At 55.5% G+C, this 17,057-nt stretch carries 17 protein-coding genes; 10 read left to right on the forward strand and 7 right to left on the reverse strand.

What is annotated here, in order from left to right:
- Positions 1-135: 135 nt before the first annotated feature.
- The 6 genes from HZ995_RS05825 to HZ995_RS05850 all read left to right on the forward strand — a co-directional run bounded on the left by HZ995_RS05825 (position 136) and on the right by HZ995_RS05850 (position 3,923).
- Positions 136-747, forward strand: a complete 612-nt coding sequence (locus HZ995_RS05825; RefSeq protein ID WP_209357719.1) for a ribonuclease D — start codon at positions 136-138, stop codon at positions 745-747.
- Between the two features lie 29 nt (positions 748-776).
- On the forward strand, positions 777-1,355 hold the full coding sequence (gene lptC / locus HZ995_RS05830; protein WP_209357720.1) for an LPS export ABC transporter periplasmic protein LptC: 579 nt from the start codon (positions 777-779) through the stop codon (positions 1,353-1,355).
- A 10-nt stretch (positions 1,356-1,365) separates the two neighbouring features.
- Positions 1,366-1,851: an LptA/OstA family protein gene (locus HZ995_RS05835; protein ID WP_209357721.1), complete on the forward strand. Its 486-nt coding sequence runs from the start codon at positions 1,366-1,368 to the stop codon at positions 1,849-1,851.
- Positions 1,851-2,609: an LPS export ABC transporter ATP-binding protein gene (gene lptB, locus HZ995_RS05840; protein ID WP_209357722.1), complete on the forward strand. Its 759-nt coding sequence runs from the start codon at positions 1,851-1,853 to the stop codon at positions 2,607-2,609. The genes HZ995_RS05835 and lptB overlap by 1 nt, the downstream gene beginning before the upstream one ends.
- A 245-nt stretch (positions 2,610-2,854) precedes the next feature.
- Positions 2,855-3,421: a ribosome hibernation-promoting factor, HPF/YfiA family gene (gene hpf, locus HZ995_RS05845; RefSeq protein ID WP_209357723.1), complete on the forward strand. Its 567-nt coding sequence runs from the start codon at positions 2,855-2,857 to the stop codon at positions 3,419-3,421.
- A gap of 37 nt (positions 3,422-3,458) precedes the next feature.
- Positions 3,459-3,923, forward strand: a complete 465-nt coding sequence (locus HZ995_RS05850) for a PTS sugar transporter subunit IIA (protein WP_209357724.1) — start codon at positions 3,459-3,461, stop codon at positions 3,921-3,923.
- Here the strand turns inward: HZ995_RS05850 and HZ995_RS05855 are convergent.
- The 6 genes from HZ995_RS05855 to cysQ form a co-directional block, all read right to left on the reverse strand.
- Positions 3,920-5,341 carry a nodulation protein NodH gene (locus tag HZ995_RS05855; RefSeq protein ID WP_209357725.1) on the reverse strand — a complete coding sequence of 474 codons (1,422 nt, stop codon included), beginning with the start codon at positions 5,339-5,341 and terminating at the stop codon, positions 3,920-3,922. The genes HZ995_RS05850 and HZ995_RS05855 overlap by 4 nt on opposite strands.
- Before the next feature lie 6 nt (positions 5,342-5,347).
- On the reverse strand, positions 5,348-7,045 hold the full coding sequence (locus HZ995_RS05860; protein WP_209357726.1) for a beta-1,6-N-acetylglucosaminyltransferase: 1,698 nt from the start codon (positions 7,043-7,045) through the stop codon (positions 5,348-5,350).
- Positions 7,042-8,028 carry a glycosyltransferase family 2 protein gene (locus HZ995_RS05865; protein ID WP_209358173.1) on the reverse strand — a complete coding sequence of 329 codons (987 nt, stop codon included), beginning with the start codon at positions 8,026-8,028 and terminating at the stop codon, positions 7,042-7,044. Before HZ995_RS05865 ends, HZ995_RS05860 begins: the two co-directional genes overlap by 4 nt.
- A gap of 149 nt (positions 8,029-8,177) precedes the next feature.
- Entirely contained in the window at positions 8,178-9,176 is a 999-nt protein-coding gene (locus HZ995_RS05870) for a glycosyltransferase family 2 protein (RefSeq protein ID WP_348521222.1), read from the reverse strand.
- Positions 9,177-9,340: 164 nt separating this feature from the next.
- Positions 9,341-10,231: a UTP--glucose-1-phosphate uridylyltransferase GalU gene (gene galU / locus HZ995_RS05875; protein ID WP_209357728.1), complete on the reverse strand. Its 891-nt coding sequence runs from the start codon at positions 10,229-10,231 to the stop codon at positions 9,341-9,343.
- Positions 10,232-10,565: 334 nt separating this feature from the next.
- Positions 10,566-11,336, reverse strand: coding sequence for a 3'(2'),5'-bisphosphate nucleotidase CysQ (gene cysQ / locus HZ995_RS05880; RefSeq protein WP_432417990.1), 771 nt, complete (start codon positions 11,334-11,336; stop codon positions 10,566-10,568).
- 162 nt (positions 11,337-11,498) lie between these two features.
- On the opposite strand from cysQ, the gene HZ995_RS05885 reads away from it, so the two are divergent.
- Together HZ995_RS05885 and HZ995_RS05890 are read left to right on the forward strand one after the other, a co-directional pair.
- Positions 11,499-12,320 (forward strand): ABC transporter permease, encoded by an 822-nt coding sequence (locus HZ995_RS05885; RefSeq protein ID WP_209357730.1) that lies wholly within the window; start codon positions 11,499-11,501, stop codon positions 12,318-12,320.
- The gene (locus tag HZ995_RS05890; RefSeq protein ID WP_209357731.1) at positions 12,317-12,943 is read left to right on the forward strand and encodes an SH3 domain-containing protein; all 627 of its coding nucleotides are present in this window, start codon (positions 12,317-12,319) and stop codon (positions 12,941-12,943) included. Before HZ995_RS05885 ends, HZ995_RS05890 begins: the two co-directional genes overlap by 4 nt.
- 51 nt (positions 12,944-12,994) lie before the next feature.
- Here HZ995_RS05890 and HZ995_RS05895 read toward each other — a convergent pair whose 3' ends face one another.
- The gene (locus HZ995_RS05895; RefSeq protein WP_209357732.1) at positions 12,995-13,606 is read right to left on the reverse strand and encodes an alpha-ketoglutarate-dependent dioxygenase AlkB family protein; all 612 of its coding nucleotides are present in this window, start codon (positions 13,604-13,606) and stop codon (positions 12,995-12,997) included.
- Positions 13,607-13,807: 201 nt separating this feature from the next.
- Between HZ995_RS05895 and dnaK the strand changes: the two genes are divergently transcribed.
- Both dnaK and dnaJ read left to right on the forward strand, forming a co-directional pair.
- Complete coding sequence (dnaK, locus tag HZ995_RS05900; protein WP_209357733.1) at positions 13,808-15,724, forward strand: molecular chaperone DnaK; 1,917 nt, start codon at positions 13,808-13,810, stop codon at positions 15,722-15,724.
- A gap of 77 nt (positions 15,725-15,801) precedes the next feature.
- Positions 15,802-16,950 (forward strand): molecular chaperone DnaJ, encoded by a 1,149-nt coding sequence (gene dnaJ / locus HZ995_RS05905; protein WP_209357734.1) that lies wholly within the window; start codon positions 15,802-15,804, stop codon positions 16,948-16,950.
- Positions 16,951-17,057: the final 107 nt, after the last annotated feature.

Below are 17,057 nucleotides of genomic sequence, written 5' to 3' on the forward strand. Positions count from 1 at the left end.
GTTAAACACAGTCGCCAGACAGATTTTACCCCAAATATGCGAAATTCGGCGTGGATTTGCTGCTATCCCTGCAGCACCAATTGAATCCAAAGGACAGACCCCGTACATCGGGATCACCTGCAAACAGAGGCATTTATGGCGAACCATCTATATCAGGGCGATCTGCCCGACGGGCTTGATCTGGGCAATATCGTTGCAATCGACTGCGAGACTATGGGTCTGAACCCCCATCGCGACCGCCTCTGTGTCGTGCAATTATCCGGCGGTGATGGCAACGCACATCTGGTGCAAATCGCCAAAGGCCAGACCGAAGCGCCAAACCTGTGCAAGCTGCTTGAGGACCCTGACGTCCTGAAACTCTTTCACTTTGGTCGGTTTGATATCGCAGCGATGCTGAACGCATTTGGCGCCACCACCGCGCCGGTCTATTGCACCAAAATCGCCTCGAAACTCGTGCGCACTTATACAGATCGTCACGGGCTGAAGAACCTTTTGCAAGAGCTCCTGGGCGTGGACATCTCAAAGCTGCAGCAAATGAGCGACTGGGGTGCACCGGAGCTGACCGACGCGCAGCTGGATTACGCAGCTTCCGACGTTCTCTACCTGCATCAGCTGCGTGAAAAACTGAACGAACGCCTAGAGCGCGAAGGCCGCACAGAGCTGGCGCAATCCTGTTTTGATTTCTTGCCGACGCGTGCCAAGCTGGATCTGGCGGGCTGGCCGGAACAGGATATTTTCGCGCACTGATGGCAATGGGCGGGATGACATATTCCAGGATGATCGCCTGGCTCAAGATCCTGCTTCCGCTGGCGGCTCTCGTGCTCTTGTCGACCCTCTTCCTCTTTGCGCGTCCCAGCAACCCAATCGCCACCCTGCCCTTTGCGCAGGTCGAGATTGAAGAGAAGCTGCGCAGCCAGGGCATCACCGAGCCCTATTTTGCGGGCCAGACTACCGCTGGAGATCTCATCGCCCTGCGTGCCGGTTCCGCCCGCCCCAATCCAGAGGCGTTGCATCTCGTGAACTCCGATGATGTCTCCGTCGATATTACCTTTCCAGATGGCGGCATGGCCCGTTTCACCTCCAAAAGCGCTGTCGTAAACACTGACCGCCAAACGGCGGATCTTGCTGGTGATGTAGAGATCAACTCGAGTGCGGGATTCGACCTACGCACGCAGCAACTCTCCTTAAATCTATTGCAAGGTCGCGCCCGTTCTGACGTGATTGTTCACGGATCAGGGCCATTTGGGGAATTTGAAGCCGGCAGTATGCTCTATTCCGGCGGGAGTGAGGGGCAAAATGGCCAATTCCGTTTCGACAATGGCGTGAAACTGATATACATGCCGGGCAGTAACTAGGGGAAATTCTGTGCGCCATTTCGTTTTTGCCATAGCTCTCTGCCTTGCGTCCGCCGCCACTGTATCGGCGCAGGAGTTCAAGGTGGATTTTGGCGTCTCAACCTCTGACAGAGACGCCCCGATCGAAGTATCGGCAAACGCATTGTCCGTAGATCAGACCACCGGCAAAGCCATCTTCGACGGAGATGTCGAGATCACTCAGGGCAACATGCGTTTGACAGCGGCTTTGGTGAATGTGGTCTACGACGAAGCAGGCAATAAAATCGCGCAGCTTCTGGCCTCTGGTGGCGTGAACATCGAAAGCGGCAAAGACAGTGCCGAGGCAGACACCGCCGAGTATGACGTCGAATCTGGCGTAATCCGCATGGCTGGCAATGTCGCCTTGCTACAGCAGGGCACGCGCATCACCGCAGGGAAGATGGACGTCAATCTGAATGACAACACAGCCGCCTTCCACGGTCGTGTTCGCACTGTCCTGCAACCGGGAAATAACTGATGGCAGTCCCCGAACTTCGCGTTGAGCAAGGCCTCGCCGGGTTGCAAGTCCGCAACCTGCGCAAAAGCTATCGTAAACGCGTTGTCATTCGGGACGTAAATATCGAACTCAACCGCGGCGAAGTCGTCGCCCTCTTGGGTCCAAACGGCAGCGGTAAAACCACGTCTTTCTACGCCATCGCAGGGCTAGTGATGCCCGAGGGTGGCTCGGTCATGATCGACGGTCACGATGCATCGCGCCTGCCCATGTATCGCCGTGCCAAGATGGGCATCGGGTATTTGCCTCAGGAAATGTCGATCTTTCGCGGCCTTTCTGTCGAAGACAACATCATGGCCGTGCTCGACATCGCTGAAAAAGACCGCGTGAAACGTCGCGAAAAACTCGAAGCATTGCTGTCAGAGTTCACGATTGAACATCTGCGCCAAGCCCCTGCCCTTGCTTTGTCCGGCGGTGAGCGTCGCCGTGTCGAAATCGCACGCTGCTTAGCGGCAGACCCCAAGTATCTTTTGCTTGATGAACCCTTCGCCGGTGTCGACCCGATTTCCGTCGGAGACATTCGCGTTCTCGTGGCCGACCTGAAACAACGCGGCATCGGCGTTTTGATCACCGATCACAACGTCCGCGAAACGCTCGACGTGGTGGACCGAGCCTATATCCTACATGAGGGCAAAATTCTCATGTCCGGCACGCCAGATGAGGTCGTGGAAAACGAAAACGTGCGCCGCGTCTATCTGGGCGACAAGTTCCGGATGTCCTGACACGCGCGATCCCAAGCGCGCGATTTTGAGCGAAAATCCCCCGAGTCAGATTGACAAGTGGCCTCGCGCCTGCCCCAATAGGGATATGACGCTGGTGAGTAATTTTTGGCACAGGCAGTCGCTCTTTCTTGAAAGGGCCGATGTCGGTCAGCGCGCTCACAGGTCATTTTCCCGCATTCAAGCCTAACGTCTCAAAACCATTGGTGTTTTGTGACGCTCTGGCTTGTTCAAACTAAGGAGAACGAATGCGCACTCAGATTTCCGGAAAACAGATCGACATTGGCGAATCCCTGCAACTTTATGTGAACGAAGGAATCGACACCATCGTCGGCAAATTTGCTGGCCGACCCACGGACGCTCAGGTGGTTTTCTCCAAAAGCGCCCATGAATTTGTCTGTGAAACCACGGTCCACCTGTCGACCGGCCTGAATGTGCAAGCCAAGGGAAAATCTACGGAAATCTACTCTGCTTTCGAAAGTTGCAGCGAAAAAATGGAGACCCAGCTCAGGCGATATAAGCGGCGTCTGAAGGATCACCACAAGGATCGCGCCGAGCCGGTTGAACTTTCGGGCGCTTCATCCTATATCCTCGCCTCTGAATCAGGATCTGAGGACGCAGAGCCTGAAACGCTGTCACCGATCATCGTGGCAGAGATGGAAACCAAAATTCCAACTCTGTCCGTCGGAGAGGCGGTGATGCAAATGGAACTTGCCGGGTCTCCTGTGCTATTGTTTCGTAAAGAGGGGAAAGAGGGATTGAACGTCGTGTACCGTCGTGAAGACGGCAACATTGGCTGGATTGATCCTCAATAAAGTGGCTTTTGCCACTGGTTAGAGAGATACAGGCACTATGGACCTTTCAATGATCCTGCGCCCTGAGGCCGTGAAAGTCATTTCCGCAGCCTCAAGCAAAAAGCGTTTGCTGCATGATTTTGGTGACCTTGCGGCGAGCGCCTATGGGCTGGATGCGACCTTGATTGTAGATGCGCTGCACGAACGTGAGGGCCTTGGCCCGACCGGCGTTGGCAAAGGCGTGGCGCTTCCGCATGCGCGGCTCGATGATATCGAGAACGTCATGGGTGCCTTTATCCTTCTGGAAAAGCCCGTCGACTTTAGCTCGGTTGACCGTCAACCTGTGGACTTGGCCTTTGCTCTCTTCGCGCCTCGCGACGCGGGCGTTGATCACCTCAAGGCTTTGGCATTCGTGTCGCGCCGCCTGCGTGATGCTGCGGTATGCACCAAATTGCGCGCGAACCCAGAGGCGGCGACGCTGCACACAATCCTCACCGAAGAAGACGCGGTTCAGGCGGCTTAACGCCAGCTTTTGAACCCAAAGGCTTCGTAATCACGCGCGTAGGTCACCTGCGCGCGTTTTTCTATGTCCGCATCATAAATATCCGCCAGATCAAACGGCAGGGACGCGTGGCGCTCGACAAAACCATGGGGCCCAGCGCCAACCTCTGAGGCCAGCCTTGGTAGGCTATTCACCAGATCTTCTTCGCGCAGGATATGGTCGGGCGCTTGAAACCCTCCAAACCCCTCAAGCACGCTGGCTTGCGAGACCCAATGACCATCCTGACGGATCGCAGTTTGCCCGTTCAGATTGGCCTGAAGCCAGGTCAAAAACGCTTGGAACGCCTTGCGATGATCGTCTTTGGAGTAATTCGCCCCCTCCATTGCCTCGGGGATCGGCAGTTCAAAGCGATTGCGCAACGTGCGGCGGATCTTGTGATAGCTGCCGGGGCCATCAGACAGGATCCGCGTGCAAAAGACCTCATGCGCGCGCGCGACGGGGTGGCGCAGGACCGTAAAACTGCGATGCGGCAGATGACGCGCCTTCCAGTCGCGTAGCTGCCTTTGGTTGAGGTTGCTGAGCAAGCGATCCGCGCCGCCTGCGATCTTTGCCATCCAATCCGTGACTGCAGTTGTTGGCCCACCCTGCATCGGCATAAACAACAGACCAGCCCCTTTGGTTGCGACGTAACTTGGCACCGCCGCACCGCGACGGGGTTCGAAATTCGGCGTCCTGTTCAGATTGAACCGATCCAAAGCCGCCAATGCCGCGCTGACGTCGTGGATATTGGACACTTTCTCGGAAATCGGGCTGGGATTCTGACGCTTGAGTTTGCTGTCCAGATTTTCAAGCCGCGCGTCGCTGCCTAGGAACGTCGCCAGACCGTTCATAACGTCCAGATCCTGCAAATCCTCATAGGCGACATAGAACGCAGTCTGACCCGTCTTTTGCAATCCGTTCATCAGCTTGACTTGAAACGCCTGCAGCCGCGCCACGTGATCCGCGAATTCCTGACCATCAAAGGAGATCTGACTGTCCCGCCGCTTGCGCACATCGGTCAATTTCCATTGCCCCGTGGCTTGCGCGATCTTCCAGCTGACGAAGCTGTCCAGCGGGTTGCGCGTCAAAATAATCTTGGCGCAGCGGGGATCGTTTAGGATTTCGTCCAAAACCCGCGGATCGTGGTCGTTGAAAAACCGAAACCCCGCCAGATGCTCCGGATCCTCACGCACAGCCTTTAAAAGCACCTGAGGATCCGCATCGCGTGTCGCCTGATCGATGCCCAAGACCTCTGTGTAGTTCGGATAGGCAATGAAATGCGGATTGAACGCCTCGCCATAGCACTTAAACCCCTCAAAGGCGTTCAGATTGGCCTCTAGGAAATTCGACCCGGTCCGCATTTCTGCGAAAACCACGAAATAGTCAAAGCGATCAGACATCTAAGATCATTGCACCAGATAGGGCCGTCGCGACGGCGTTTGTGACGTAGGTTGCTGTGGGTCCACTGGGAAATCGCCCAGCAAATGCGGATGCATGCCTGCATTCTTGAGGGCCTGCACGAATTTCCCAAAGCCCGTCAGATCTGTCATCGTGGGCAGCCATGTCAGGCGGTTTTGCGGATAGGTCCCGATTTCATCGACAATGATCTGCAGGGGCTCGACCGGAGCTTCAAGAAATTCGGACATCGTCCAGATCCGGATCTTGGCTTTCACCCAGGGGGACTGCAGAACTTTCAGGAACTCCGCCTCTCTTTTTTGCAAGAGAGCAGCTTTGCGTCGAACAACGTCAATGTCTCGGCCTGATTTGAACAAAGGCGCAGCCCAGGCGCCCGAAATCACCGAGATCTGCGCGTTTGGATCTTTGGCAATCAGCCAGTTGTTCGCCTGATTGTCCTGCGGGCCAAATTGGAAACACTGCCGTTCGCCGCGCGTGTTCCAGATCAGGTTCGTCAGAAAGCTGCGAGGGTTATAGTCTCGCAGTCGCGCACTATCAGACAAAGCACCTTTATAGGCAGCTACGCGGCCTTCGAACTCTACCCGTTCGTGCGCAAACAGATGGCCATGCACTTTGCAACCAGTGTTCAACGCCAGCCAGCTTTCAAAATCCTCAAAGAGATCAGAGAACCCCTGGAACACGGAATAGGGCGCAGCCGTGACCCCGCTTTCAAAATGCGGATCCGGAAAACGAGACTGCATATAGAGGCCATCGCGCCCCGTATTGCGCCGTTCGGTTGATTTCGCAGACAGTCGGTTGATCATCGACGGGTTCGGGTCCGCAGTATTGTCCCCTTCCCCACGTCCATTCGGGAAGGTTTGGTAAAGCCGCTCGGCTTTGGGCCAGATCTTGCGCGCCACAAAGCAATCAGATCGCCGCAAAAGCTGCAGGTGATCGTCATAAAACACATGCGGCTTGCCCTGAAAATCAAACTTCGAAAGCGTCAAAGACCGGCTTTCGATCCGTTTCGAATGTAGACGCACCATCGTTTGGAAATAGCTTTCGTCGGGGATCCAAACGGACTTAAAAAACCGGTCATACTGCGCCCGATTTGGATCTTGCAGAATGGCCGTCAGGGTTTTGCGCGTCAGGCACCACCATTGCGACCCCATATGCGGCACGAGCTTTTCAGGCACCTTGCGCTTGACCTTGAACCGCCGCTGCAAGTCGACAAACCTGTCAAACCGCCAGCGTTGATGTTGCCACGAGAACGGGAAATACAACGTGAAACGCTCTTCCTCGAGGCCGGACACAGCCCAAGGCGCATCCGCGATCGCGGCGCTTTCGATAAAATCTGTTGCAGGGCGCGCGTCCAGATAGGCCTGCAGCTCTTTGATCGGACGCAACGGGAGGCAAGACCCGGAGCTGAGGTAAATGCGCTCGACGTCCTCAAACTCTGCCAGCATCATCTCGGCTGCCGATTGCGTCGCCGCGACCAAGCCCCACATACCCCAAACACATGTGTGCCGTGCGCAGAATCTCACATCGGGCCGATCCGCCAGAGCGCCCTCGAAGGTTTTGAAATCCTGTTCCGAGACCTTGGCATCCACGTGGATCACCACAGGGCACCCCGCCTCGGACCAAAGGCGCGCAACCTGTTCTGCGCGATCAAAAGCGGTATGGACCAACAAAAGGACGCCGATACTCATGCCCAGCTTCCTTTGCTCATCAGGCCAAGGATCTCAAGCTGGCGCCAGTTGATATATTTCTCAGAACCCTCGCACCAAAGGTCCGGCTGGTCTCGCAGTGTTTGGGCATAGGCCGCATATTCCGCGCCGCCCGCGTAATGCTGTTTGCGAAGCTCTTCCTCTTTGGCCTTTTCGGTGAAGGTATCCAGGAACTTTGTGTGAAGTAGAATGCCGCTGGTTTTCTCGCCGCCCCATTCTTCATAAACGTGGTTCAACCCTCTGGGCATCAGCGAGTGAGTCGAGCTTGCGAAGGCATAGCTCTTGTCCCATTTCACCAGGGGAATTTTGTTCAAAGCCGGCGCTTTTGGGGTTATCCTCGAAAAAAACACGCGCGCCCGAGGGCCGCCTTGGATCCACAGATTGCCAAGCAGATGGTTCTTGGAAATCGCGTAATTCCCGGGATCAAACCATTGCGCGATCTCGAGCGGATCCTGACCTGATCGATAGGCGTGATCGGTGAGTTGCCCTTTGGGGTACATGTCGAGCAACATCGCCGGAAAACAGCGCAGCCTTGAACTGTCCAGCCAATCCGTCAGTGCCTTGATGGGGCGACTGTCGCAAAACGGATAGATCAGGAATTCGTCGGGATCGACCACCAGCGTCCAATGCCCATGGCAATACCGCCGCTTCAAGGCGTTCATCCAATCCACTCCGAAGCGTGCGTCTTTGTAGCTACCGGAGGTATGCCACACCGAGATATCGGCCTGCCCCGTGAGATGCTTCATCACGCCATCGGTGCTGCCATTGTCGACAATCAGGAAGTGATCGATCCCAAGATCTCGATAGTAGCTAAGGAAATACGGCATGCGGATCGCTTCGTTAAACAGCGTGCAGACCAAAAGTGTATCACCGGGCTTGATGCATCCTGTATTGTCTTGAACCGCAGAAAGTTGGCGCGATTTTCGGCGCGCGCGCAGCAAATAGCGTTTCCGCCGCAGCCTCAGCTTATAGGTGCTCCAAAGCCCCACCTAACGCATTTCCTTTTGACTTATCGTACCGCTTAGCGACCGAGATTCTACGCTCGGTTTGATTTCCGACAATATGTCATGGTTTTAGGGACTCGCATAACGAAATATGCTCGGGCTGGCTAAATCTAGGGGCGATCTTTGCGCGAGGCGATGTCGAGCTGTTTGGACCCTTTTCCAATGCCGATCAGGTCCAAACTCTCTAATTGCTCCGGGCCTTCGTACCGCAAGCAAGTCTCGTCCCAAAGGACTGGGCTGGAGGCCACATCATCGTAATATCCGTCAAACAATTCTGGCCGCGTAAAATGCTCTCCACGTTGTTTTTCAATTTCCGATTTGGAAACAATCTCTGGCAAGAATTTTGTGTGCAACAGAGCCCCCGAAGGCGTATCGCCGCCCGGACCGTCGTAAATCATGTTCAGCTGCGGTGGCAGGATTGAATGAGTAGAAATCACATAGGCCCAGCGCCTATTCCACTTCATCAAGGGCAGTTTATTCAGGGTCGGAGACCGACGCGGGCGGGTTTCAAAAAACTTTCTTTCCCTTAACCCACCCTGCACCCAAAGGTTATTCAACGGGCCTTGGCGCTCACGCCGATACGGACCGGGATCGAAAAAAGGCAATGTTTCAACGGGATCTTGCCCTGCTTCGTAAACCGCATCGCCCAACGCGTCTTTCGGAGCCATATCAAGCATCAAGGCGCCAAACCCGATTTGCGCGTTCTGATCCAGAACCGATGTTAGGCTCGGCAAATCGGCACCCAAAGCTTTGGGAAAGACAAACAACTCGTCTGCATCCACAGTTAGGCACCAGTGTCCGTGACCATATTGCCCCAAGAGCCGATTGATCCAATCCATCCCAAACCGCGACGTGCGATAGCTCGCCTTTGTTTCCCAAATGGAAACATCAGGGTGACCCCTCAGCAGAGCGCGCGTGCCATCATAGCTGCCATTGTCCACGATCAGAAAGTGATCGACCCCGAGGCTGCGGTAGTAGTCCAGAAAATACGGCAGGCGATTTTCTTCGTTCCGCACGACAGCAAAGAGCAAAATGTCATGAGATGCGATCTGATCGCTGTTGTTCTGAACCGCCTTCAGGTGACGCCGAGCGCGAAAAGCACGCCACAATAATCCCTGCCTACGTCGCCTAAGTCTTAGGCGACGCCACATTTTTGGGCGTTTATAGTCGAGCGAGCCTACGTCGGGCATTCACAAAAGCCTTTTAGGTTTGCGCAGCAGATCTGCTGGCAAACCTAAAAACTTCCTGCTCTTAACCCAATAGATATTTTCGACTATTCCGCCGCAGTCCGTAGCATCAACATGGATTGCAGATACTCCATCAACTCGTCGCGCAATTCGTCACGCTCTAGCGCGCAGGCGACGGTCGCTTGCAAAAAGCCTGCTTTCGATCCGCAGTCAAACCGCGTGCCTTGGAATTTATACCCAAAGACGCCACGCTGATCTTCGATCTCTTTGGCGATGGCGTCTGTGAGCTGGATCTCTCCGCCCGCGCCGGTGCCCGTTGAGTCCAGGTTCCGCAGCACTTGAGGCGACAGGATATAGCGCCCGATCACGGCCAGGTTCGACGGCGCCTCCTCTCGGGAGGGTTTTTCAACCATGCCATTCACAGAAACCACATTGCCCACATGAGTGTTGATGTCCAAAACGCCATAAGAAGAGATCTTGTGGTTCGGTACTTCCATCGCCGCCACCATGGAGCCACCCTCATAGGCGTCGACCATCTGTTTTAGGCAAGACACATCGGATTTAATAACATCGTCCGGAAGTAGCACCGCAAAAGGTTCATCCCCGATCAGACGTCGCGCACACCAAACCGCGTGCCCAAGGCCCAGCGCCTGATTTTGACGCACGTAGGCGATGGCTCCGCTCGGCAGGGTGGCCTTCTCAACCTCGGACAAGAGTTCCGTTTTGCCCTTGGCCGCCAGCTTGCTTTCAAGCTCGGGCGCTGCGTCAAAGTAATCTTCAAGCGCGGATTTCCCGCGAGACGTCACGAAGATGAACTCTTCAATGCCAGCTTCACGCGCCTCATCGATCGCATATTGAATGAGCGGGCGGTCCACCAAAGTCAGAATCTCTTTTGGGATGGATTTGGTCGCCGGAAGAAACCGCGTGCCCATGCCGGCCACAGGAAAAACCGCCTTTGTAATGCGTTGTTTTGACATCAAAAATCACCTCTTACTATGGATCACTGGCGGGCTTTACCTTTAGCGTCCGAATCCTTGCTATCCGATTACCGCGTCCAAAATTTGGCAAAACTTCGACCGCGTTTAGTTAACGGAAACCGAGACCTGCGCCGCATACGGTCACGGGATTTGACGTTAGTCGTGGAGGGAAAAAACACGCCAAATCATCCGTGACCGGCTTGGGCTTGCCCCGCCGTCGGTAAACAGAATGACTTGGATTTGAGGGAATTTCTCTGGGCAGAGCGATAATCGCCCTACCCAGACGGATGATGGACCCATCCGAAGCTGTGAAGATTGCCCCGTACGGGACGCCTTAAGCGGGTTTCAGATCCACACTAGCGGCAAAGGCAATGAAGAAGGGATTCGCGAATCCCTCTTTGCCGTAGACCAGTGGGCTGTGGTCATCAAAGCGCACCACTTGGCCGCCAGCACCTGCGAGAACCGCGTGACCTGCAGCCGTATCCCACTCCATCGTGCGACCGACGCGCGGGTAAAGATCTGCTTCGCCCGTTGCCACCAGGCAGAATTTCAAAGACGAGCCCGCGCTCTTGCTGTCTTTGACCGCATATTGGTTGATGTAGTCATCAGTTGCCTGATCGCGGTGCGATTTGGACGCGACGATCATGAGCGCGTCATTATCAGCTTCTGACACGTGGATTGCTCGTGTCTCGCCTATGGTGGTCAGATCAAAATCACCGACTTCTTCGACCGCAGAGCCATCGGCCAAGGTGAAGAACATCCTCTGGCGCGCAGGCGCATAGACAACGCCACGGGTTGGGACGCCGTTTTCCACATAGGCAATGTTCACGGTGAAATCGCCGCGGCGGTTGATGAATTCTTTGGTGCCGTCTAGGGGATCGACAATCAGGAAGGTATCCACGTCCTGATCGTGGCTGTCTGATTGTTCCTCCGTGACCAGAGCAACGTCGGGAAAGGCCGCAGTGAGGCCTGCGGAAATCAACGCATCTGCCGCCTGATCTGCGATGGTGACAGGGCTGTCGTCGGACTTGAGTTCTACGTCGAAATCGTCGGACTCATAGATCTCCATGATCTTTGCACCGGCCTCAATCGCCAGTTTCCGCATAACTTCGGTCAATTTGTCGTAATTCACTGCCTGCTCCAGCCTCAAGATTCGTTGAAGTTTTCGTTCGGTTTTCTTATGATGACTTCACGACGGAACAGCAAGAAGTCCGCCACCGCCCGCGCGAAATTGCCCGGCACCCGAGCAGAAAGGCTGACAGCAGGCATGTTTGAGCAGTCAGGTCCAAGAACGACTTTGCAATCGGCAATCACAATTGCCGAGCTTGTGTATCATTCGATTGTTCGGATGGTGCGCAAAACCCATGGCAACGCAGTCATGTCGATCCTGCTGAATATGATGCAGGCGGCGATCTTTGTTCTGGCGTTTTTCTTTATGTTTTCGCTACTAGGCCTCAAGGGCGCAGCAATCCGGGGTGATTTCCTTTTGTATATTATGTCGGGGATTTTCCTCTTCATGACCCACACCAAGACCATGGGCGCTGTGGTCGGCAGTGAGGGGCCAAGCTCTCCGATGATGAAACACGCGCCAATGAATACGGCGATTGCAATTTTGGCGGCGGCTTTGGGGACGCTCTATATCCAGATGCTCTCGCTGTTGGGGATCCTGTTTATTTACCACGTGGCCTTTACGCCCGTGGTGATCGAAGATCCGATGGGCGCGCTGGCGATGCTGATGCTGGCCTGGTTCACGGGCATGGGTGTGGGGCTGATCTTTCTGGCGATCAAACCGTGGTTCCCGACCTTTGTCAGTGTTCTGAACACGGTCTATGCGCGGGCCAATATGATCGCCTCGGGCAAGATGTTTGCGGCCAACACGCTGCCAAGCTTTATGCTGGCGATGTTTGACTGGAACCCGCTGTTTCACGCGATTGACCAAGCACGGGGATACACATTCATCAACTATGTGCCGCGCAATACCTCTGTGATGTACCCTCTGATTGTCGGATTGGTGCTTTTGATGATAGGCTTGATGGGAGAGTTTTATACCCGCCGGCAGGCGTCTCTTAGCTGGTCTTCGCGTCGATGAAACATGTCCTTGCAGTTCTTCTTCTGACCCCAAGCCTGGGTTTGGCAGATGGGCATTTACCGCCGAATGTGCCTAGCCTTGCTGATGTGACAGGCGTTGCCAGCAATGACAGCCTGAATGTGCGTGTTGATCCGCATCACAGCACAGACATCGTGGGCACCTTGGATCACAATGCCACGGACGTCGAAATCGTGGATCACTCGTCAGATGGGCGCTGGGCACTGGTCAACAGCGGTGAAGTGAGCGGTTGGGTGCGCAATAAGTTTTTGACCCAGACCTCGGACGCGCCATGGCATGAGTTTGAAACGCCACTGGCTTGTGTTGGCACAGAGCCTTTCTGGTTCTTTGGTCTGAGCGGAGGGGCGAGTGTGGCGACGTTTGAAGCCATCGATGTCGCTCCGACAGCCTTTGCTGTGGACTGGACCAGCGGTTTGGTTGCCCGCCCTACTCGGGAAATTGGACTGGGCGCTGGCAGCTCTGACGCGGGCTTTTCTGCTTTGATCGAAGAAGGGGCCTGCAGCGATGGTATGTCTGATCGCAGTTTTGCCCTGACGCTTCGCCTGTTCATTCATCAGGATGGCGCGACCGCAGGGTATGGCGGCTGTTGCTCTCTTGATCCCTGACCCCGGATTTTTTGAAAAAATCCGAAGTCTTTTTCTTTCAAAGAAAAAGCCCTACTCGACCGCCCGCAATGTCAAATTGATGCGACCACCTTTCGGCAACAGCGTCGACGAGCCAAAACGGATCTTATCCACGCCGTGATAGGCCAGCCGCGCCGCACCGCCCATGACAACCACATCACCAGATTTCAACCAAAGCGACTCAGTCGACCCGCCACGCTCGACAGATCCCATGCGAAACAGAGCCTCATCCCCCAAGGACACAGACACAACCGGCCAGTCAAAATTGCCTTCATCCTTGTCCTGATGCATGCCCATCTTGGCGCCTTCGCCGTAGAAATTGACCAAACAACAATCCGGAGACCGCGCAACGCCCGACACCGCCTCCCAAATCGCCAAAACAGAGGCCGGGATCGGTGGCCAGTCCATCCCATCCGGATGTTGCGCCTGATAACGATAGCCCGACCGGTCCGTCACCCAGCCCAGAGCCCCACCCGAGGTCATTTTGACCGACATTTTCCGCCCACCCCGCGTGACCGGCGCAAACATCGGCGCAGCCTTGGCAATGGCACGAATATCCGCGACCAATTCCTCTTGCTCGGAGCGCGACAAAAGCTTTTGAAACACGTCAAAACCGCGAATCTTCAGCGGTGCCGCCAAGTTCATTCGTATATCCTCACATTCACTCCCAAGATTCCTGCGAAAATTGGCTTTTAAGCCCCAATCTCACGCTTGCAGCACCTATTTAGCATCCCTATATACGCTTCGAAGCGTCTTGGCTGAATGGTCAAACGCAGCAGGATCGGGGCGAGATGCCAAAACGGGTCTTCGCTCCGGAACATCGCCTTAAGTTAGAAGGGATATGACATGGGTAAAGTAATTGGGATTGACCTCGGGACCACAAACTCCTGTGTGGCAATCATGGACGGCTCTCAGCCACGCGTGATCGAAAACGCCGAAGGCGATCGCACCACGCCATCTATCGTAGCATTCACCGACGAAGAACGTCTGGTCGGCCAGCCGGCGAAACGCCAGGCAGTCACAAACCCGGACAACACCGTCTTCGGTGTGAAACGTCTGATCGGTCGTCGCTTTGACGATCCAGCTGTTGAAAAAGACAAAAAGATGGTGCCCTTTGCCATCGTCAACGGCGGCAATGGCGACGCATGGGTGGAAGCTCAGGGCGAGAAATATTCCCCATCTCAGATCTCTGCCTTCACTCTGGGAAAGATGAAGGAAACCGCCGAAGCTTACCTCGGCGAAGACGTGACCCAAGCGGTCATCACCGTTCCAGCCTACTTCAACGACGCACAACGCCAGGCGACCAAAGACGCGGGTAAAATCGCAGGTCTTGAGGTTCTGCGGATCATCAACGAACCAACCGCGGCCGCACTGGCCTATGGTCTGGACAAAGAAGAAACCCAAACCATCGCGGTCTATGACCTTGGCGGCGGTACCTTCGACGTGACCATTCTGGAAATCGACGACGGTCTGTTCGAAGTGAAATCCACCAACGGTGACACCTTCCTCGGTGGTGAAGACTTCGACATGCGCATCGTGAACTACCTCGCGGATGAGTTCAAAAAAGAGCATGGCGTTGATCTGTCCAAGGACAAGATGGCCCTGCAGCGTCTGAAAGAAGCCGCCGAGAAAGCGAAGAAAGAGCTCTCTTCCACCACCCAAACCGAGATCAACCAACCGTTTATCTCGATGGGCAAAGACGGCGCGCCACTGCACATGGTCATGAAACTGACCCGTGCGAAGCTCGAGTCTCTGGTCTCTGACCTGATCAAGAACTCTCTGAAGCCATGTGGCGCAGCGCTGAAAGACGCAGGTCTGTCAGCCTCCGACATCGACGAAGTGGTTCTGGTTGGCGGTATGACCCGTATGCCAAAAGTCATCGAAGAGGTGACCAAGTTCTTTGGCAAAGAGCCGCATAAAGGTGTGAACCCTGACGAAGTTGTGGCCATGGGCGCGGCGATCCAAGCGGGTGTTCTGCAGGGCGACGTCAAAGACGTTGTGCTTCTGGACGTCACACCTCTGTCCCTGGGTATCGAAACCCTGGGCGGTGTCTTCACCCGTCTGATCGACCGCAACACCACGATCCCGACCAAAAAGTCTCAGGTCTTCTCGACCGCCGAAGACAACCAGAACGCCGTGACCCTGCGTGTGTTCCAGGGTGAGCGTGAGATGGCTGCGGACAACAAGATCCTGGGTCAGTTCAACCTCGAGGACATCCCTCCGGCGCCACGCGGCATGCCACAGATTGAAGTGACCTTTGACATCGACGCGAACGGCATCGTGTCTGTTGGTGCGAAAGACAAAGGCACCGGCAAAGAGCAGTCCATCACCATCCAGGCCTCTGGCGGTCTGTCTGATGAGGACATCGAAGCGATGGTCAAAGACGCCGAGGACAACGCCGAGGCGGATAAAGAGCGCAAAGAGCTGATCGAAGCGCGCAACCAAGCCGAAAGCCTCATCCACTCGACTGAAAAGTCCATGGAAGAGCATGCCGACAAGGTTGACCCAACCACCATCGAAGCCATCGAACTGGCAATCGCGGCTCTGAAGGACGATCTCGAGGACGAGAAAGCGTCGGCAGAGAAGATCAAGTCTGGCGTTCAGAACGTGACTGAAGCTGCGATGAAACTGGGCGAAGCCATCTACAAAGCCTCGCAAGAGGCAGCGGAGGGCGAAGCAGCGCCAGCGGATGCGGATATGGGCGCGGGCGATGATGACATCGTGGACGCGGACTTCGAAGATCTGGACGGCGACAAGCGCTAAGCGCGACGTCGGACCCTGATTGATGGGCCGGTCCTTCTCGGATCGGCCCTTATCATTCCGGCGATGAGGAGCAACCTATGGCAAAACGCGACTTTTATGACGTGCTTGGTGTCGGCAAAGGGGCCTCTGCGGATGAAATCAAGAAAGCCTATCGCAAGAAGGCCAAAGAATATCATCCGGATCGCAACGCCGACAACGCTGAGGCCGCTGAGGTCAAGTTCAAGGAAGCCAACGAAGCTTACGAGATCCTGAAAGACGCCGAAAAGAAGGCTGCCTATGACCGCTATGGTCACGCGGCGTTTGAAGGCGGCATGGGCGGTGGCGGACGTGGCGGACACCCGGGCCAGGGCGATTTCGCGAGCGCATTTTCGGACGTTTTCGACGACCTTTTCGGCGACTTTATGGGCGGCGGAGGCCGTGGCGGCGGACGCCAACGCGCCGCACGCGGCTCTGACCTGCGCTATAACCTGCGTGTGACCTTGGAAGAGGCCTATTCCGGGCTTCAGAAAAGCATTCAGGTGCCTGCATCTGTGAGCTGTGGATCCTGTAGTGGCACGGGTGCTGAGGGCGGTGCAGAGCCAACAACATGTCCGACCTGTTCGGGCATGGGCAAGGTCCGTGCGCAGCAGGGTTTCTTTACGGTGGAACGCACCTGTCCAACCTGTTCCGGTCTGGGCAAGATAATCCAGAACCCTTGTAAGGTCTGTGGTGGCGCGGGACGCGTTGAGAAAGACCGCTCGCTGTCCGTCAACATCCCATCAGGTGTTGAAACCGGCACGCGGATCCGTCTGGCCGGTGAAGGCGAAGCGGGCATGCGCGGTGGGCCGAATGGCGACCTCTATATCTTTATTGATGTGGCCAAACACGAGATCTTTGAACGCGATGGTGTGAACCTCTTCTGCCGTGTGCCTGTCTCGATGGCGAGCGCTGCCTTGGGTGGCGACATCGAAGTGCCAACGATTGACGGTGGCCGTAGCCGAGTAAAAATCCCTGCGGGCAGCCAGTCTGGGCGTCAGATGCGTCTGCGGTCCAAAGGCATGCCAGCGCTTCGTGGTGCAGGCCAAGGCGACATGTTCATCGAGATCGCTGTGGAAACGCCGGTCAATCTGACCAGCCGCCAGAAAGAGCTCTTGCGGGAGTTCGAGCAGGAGTCCAAGGAAAACAACCCCGAGAACGACAGCTTCTTTAAGTCGGTCAAAGGGTTCTGGGACTCGATGAAAGGTTAGCAAAGCGGGGCCTCTTGGCCCCGTTTTCTTTTGGGGCTTTGCCCCCTTGGCTGCGCCAATTCCCCCAGGATATTTTTCGTCAAGAGAAAAGCCGTTCAGCTTTGATT

It is taken from the genome of Cognatishimia activa, from assembly GCF_017798205.1.
GTDB classification, from domain to species: Bacteria; Pseudomonadota; Alphaproteobacteria; order Rhodobacterales; family Rhodobacteraceae; genus Cognatishimia; species Cognatishimia activa_A.

Bases quoted from the DNA above. Each gene is read 5' to 3' on its own strand.
- HZ995_RS05825 (WP_209357719.1), top strand. From the start codon at position 136: ATGGCGAACCATCTATATCAGGGCGATCTGCCCGACGGGCTTGATCTG.
- lptC (WP_209357720.1), top strand. From the start codon at position 777: ATGATCGCCTGGCTCAAGATCCTGCTTCCGCTGGCGGCTCTCGTGCTC.
- lptB (WP_209357722.1), top strand. From the start codon at position 1,851: ATGGCAGTCCCCGAACTTCGCGTTGAGCAAGGCCTCGCCGGGTTGCAA.
- hpf (WP_209357723.1), top strand. From the start codon at position 2,855: ATGCGCACTCAGATTTCCGGAAAACAGATCGACATTGGCGAATCCCTG.
- HZ995_RS05850 (WP_209357724.1), top strand. From the start codon at position 3,459: ATGGACCTTTCAATGATCCTGCGCCCTGAGGCCGTGAAAGTCATTTCC.
- HZ995_RS05855 (WP_209357725.1), bottom strand. From the start codon at position 5,341: ATGTCTGATCGCTTTGACTATTTCGTGGTTTTCGCAGAAATGCGGACC.
- HZ995_RS05860 (WP_209357726.1), bottom strand. From the start codon at position 7,045: ATGAGTATCGGCGTCCTTTTGTTGGTCCATACCGCTTTTGATCGCGCA.
- galU (WP_209357728.1), bottom strand. From the start codon at position 10,231: ATGTCAAAACAACGCATTACAAAGGCGGTTTTTCCTGTGGCCGGCATG.
- cysQ (WP_432417990.1), bottom strand. From the start codon at position 11,336: ATGCGGAAACTGGCGATTGAGGCCGGTGCAAAGATCATGGAGATCTAT.
- HZ995_RS05885 (WP_209357730.1), top strand. From the start codon at position 11,499: ATGTTTGAGCAGTCAGGTCCAAGAACGACTTTGCAATCGGCAATCACA.
- HZ995_RS05890 (WP_209357731.1), top strand. From the start codon at position 12,317: ATGAAACATGTCCTTGCAGTTCTTCTTCTGACCCCAAGCCTGGGTTTG.
- HZ995_RS05895 (WP_209357732.1), bottom strand. From the start codon at position 13,606: ATGAACTTGGCGGCACCGCTGAAGATTCGCGGTTTTGACGTGTTTCAA.
- dnaK (WP_209357733.1), top strand. From the start codon at position 13,808: ATGGGTAAAGTAATTGGGATTGACCTCGGGACCACAAACTCCTGTGTG.
- dnaJ (WP_209357734.1), top strand. From the start codon at position 15,802: ATGGCAAAACGCGACTTTTATGACGTGCTTGGTGTCGGCAAAGGGGCC.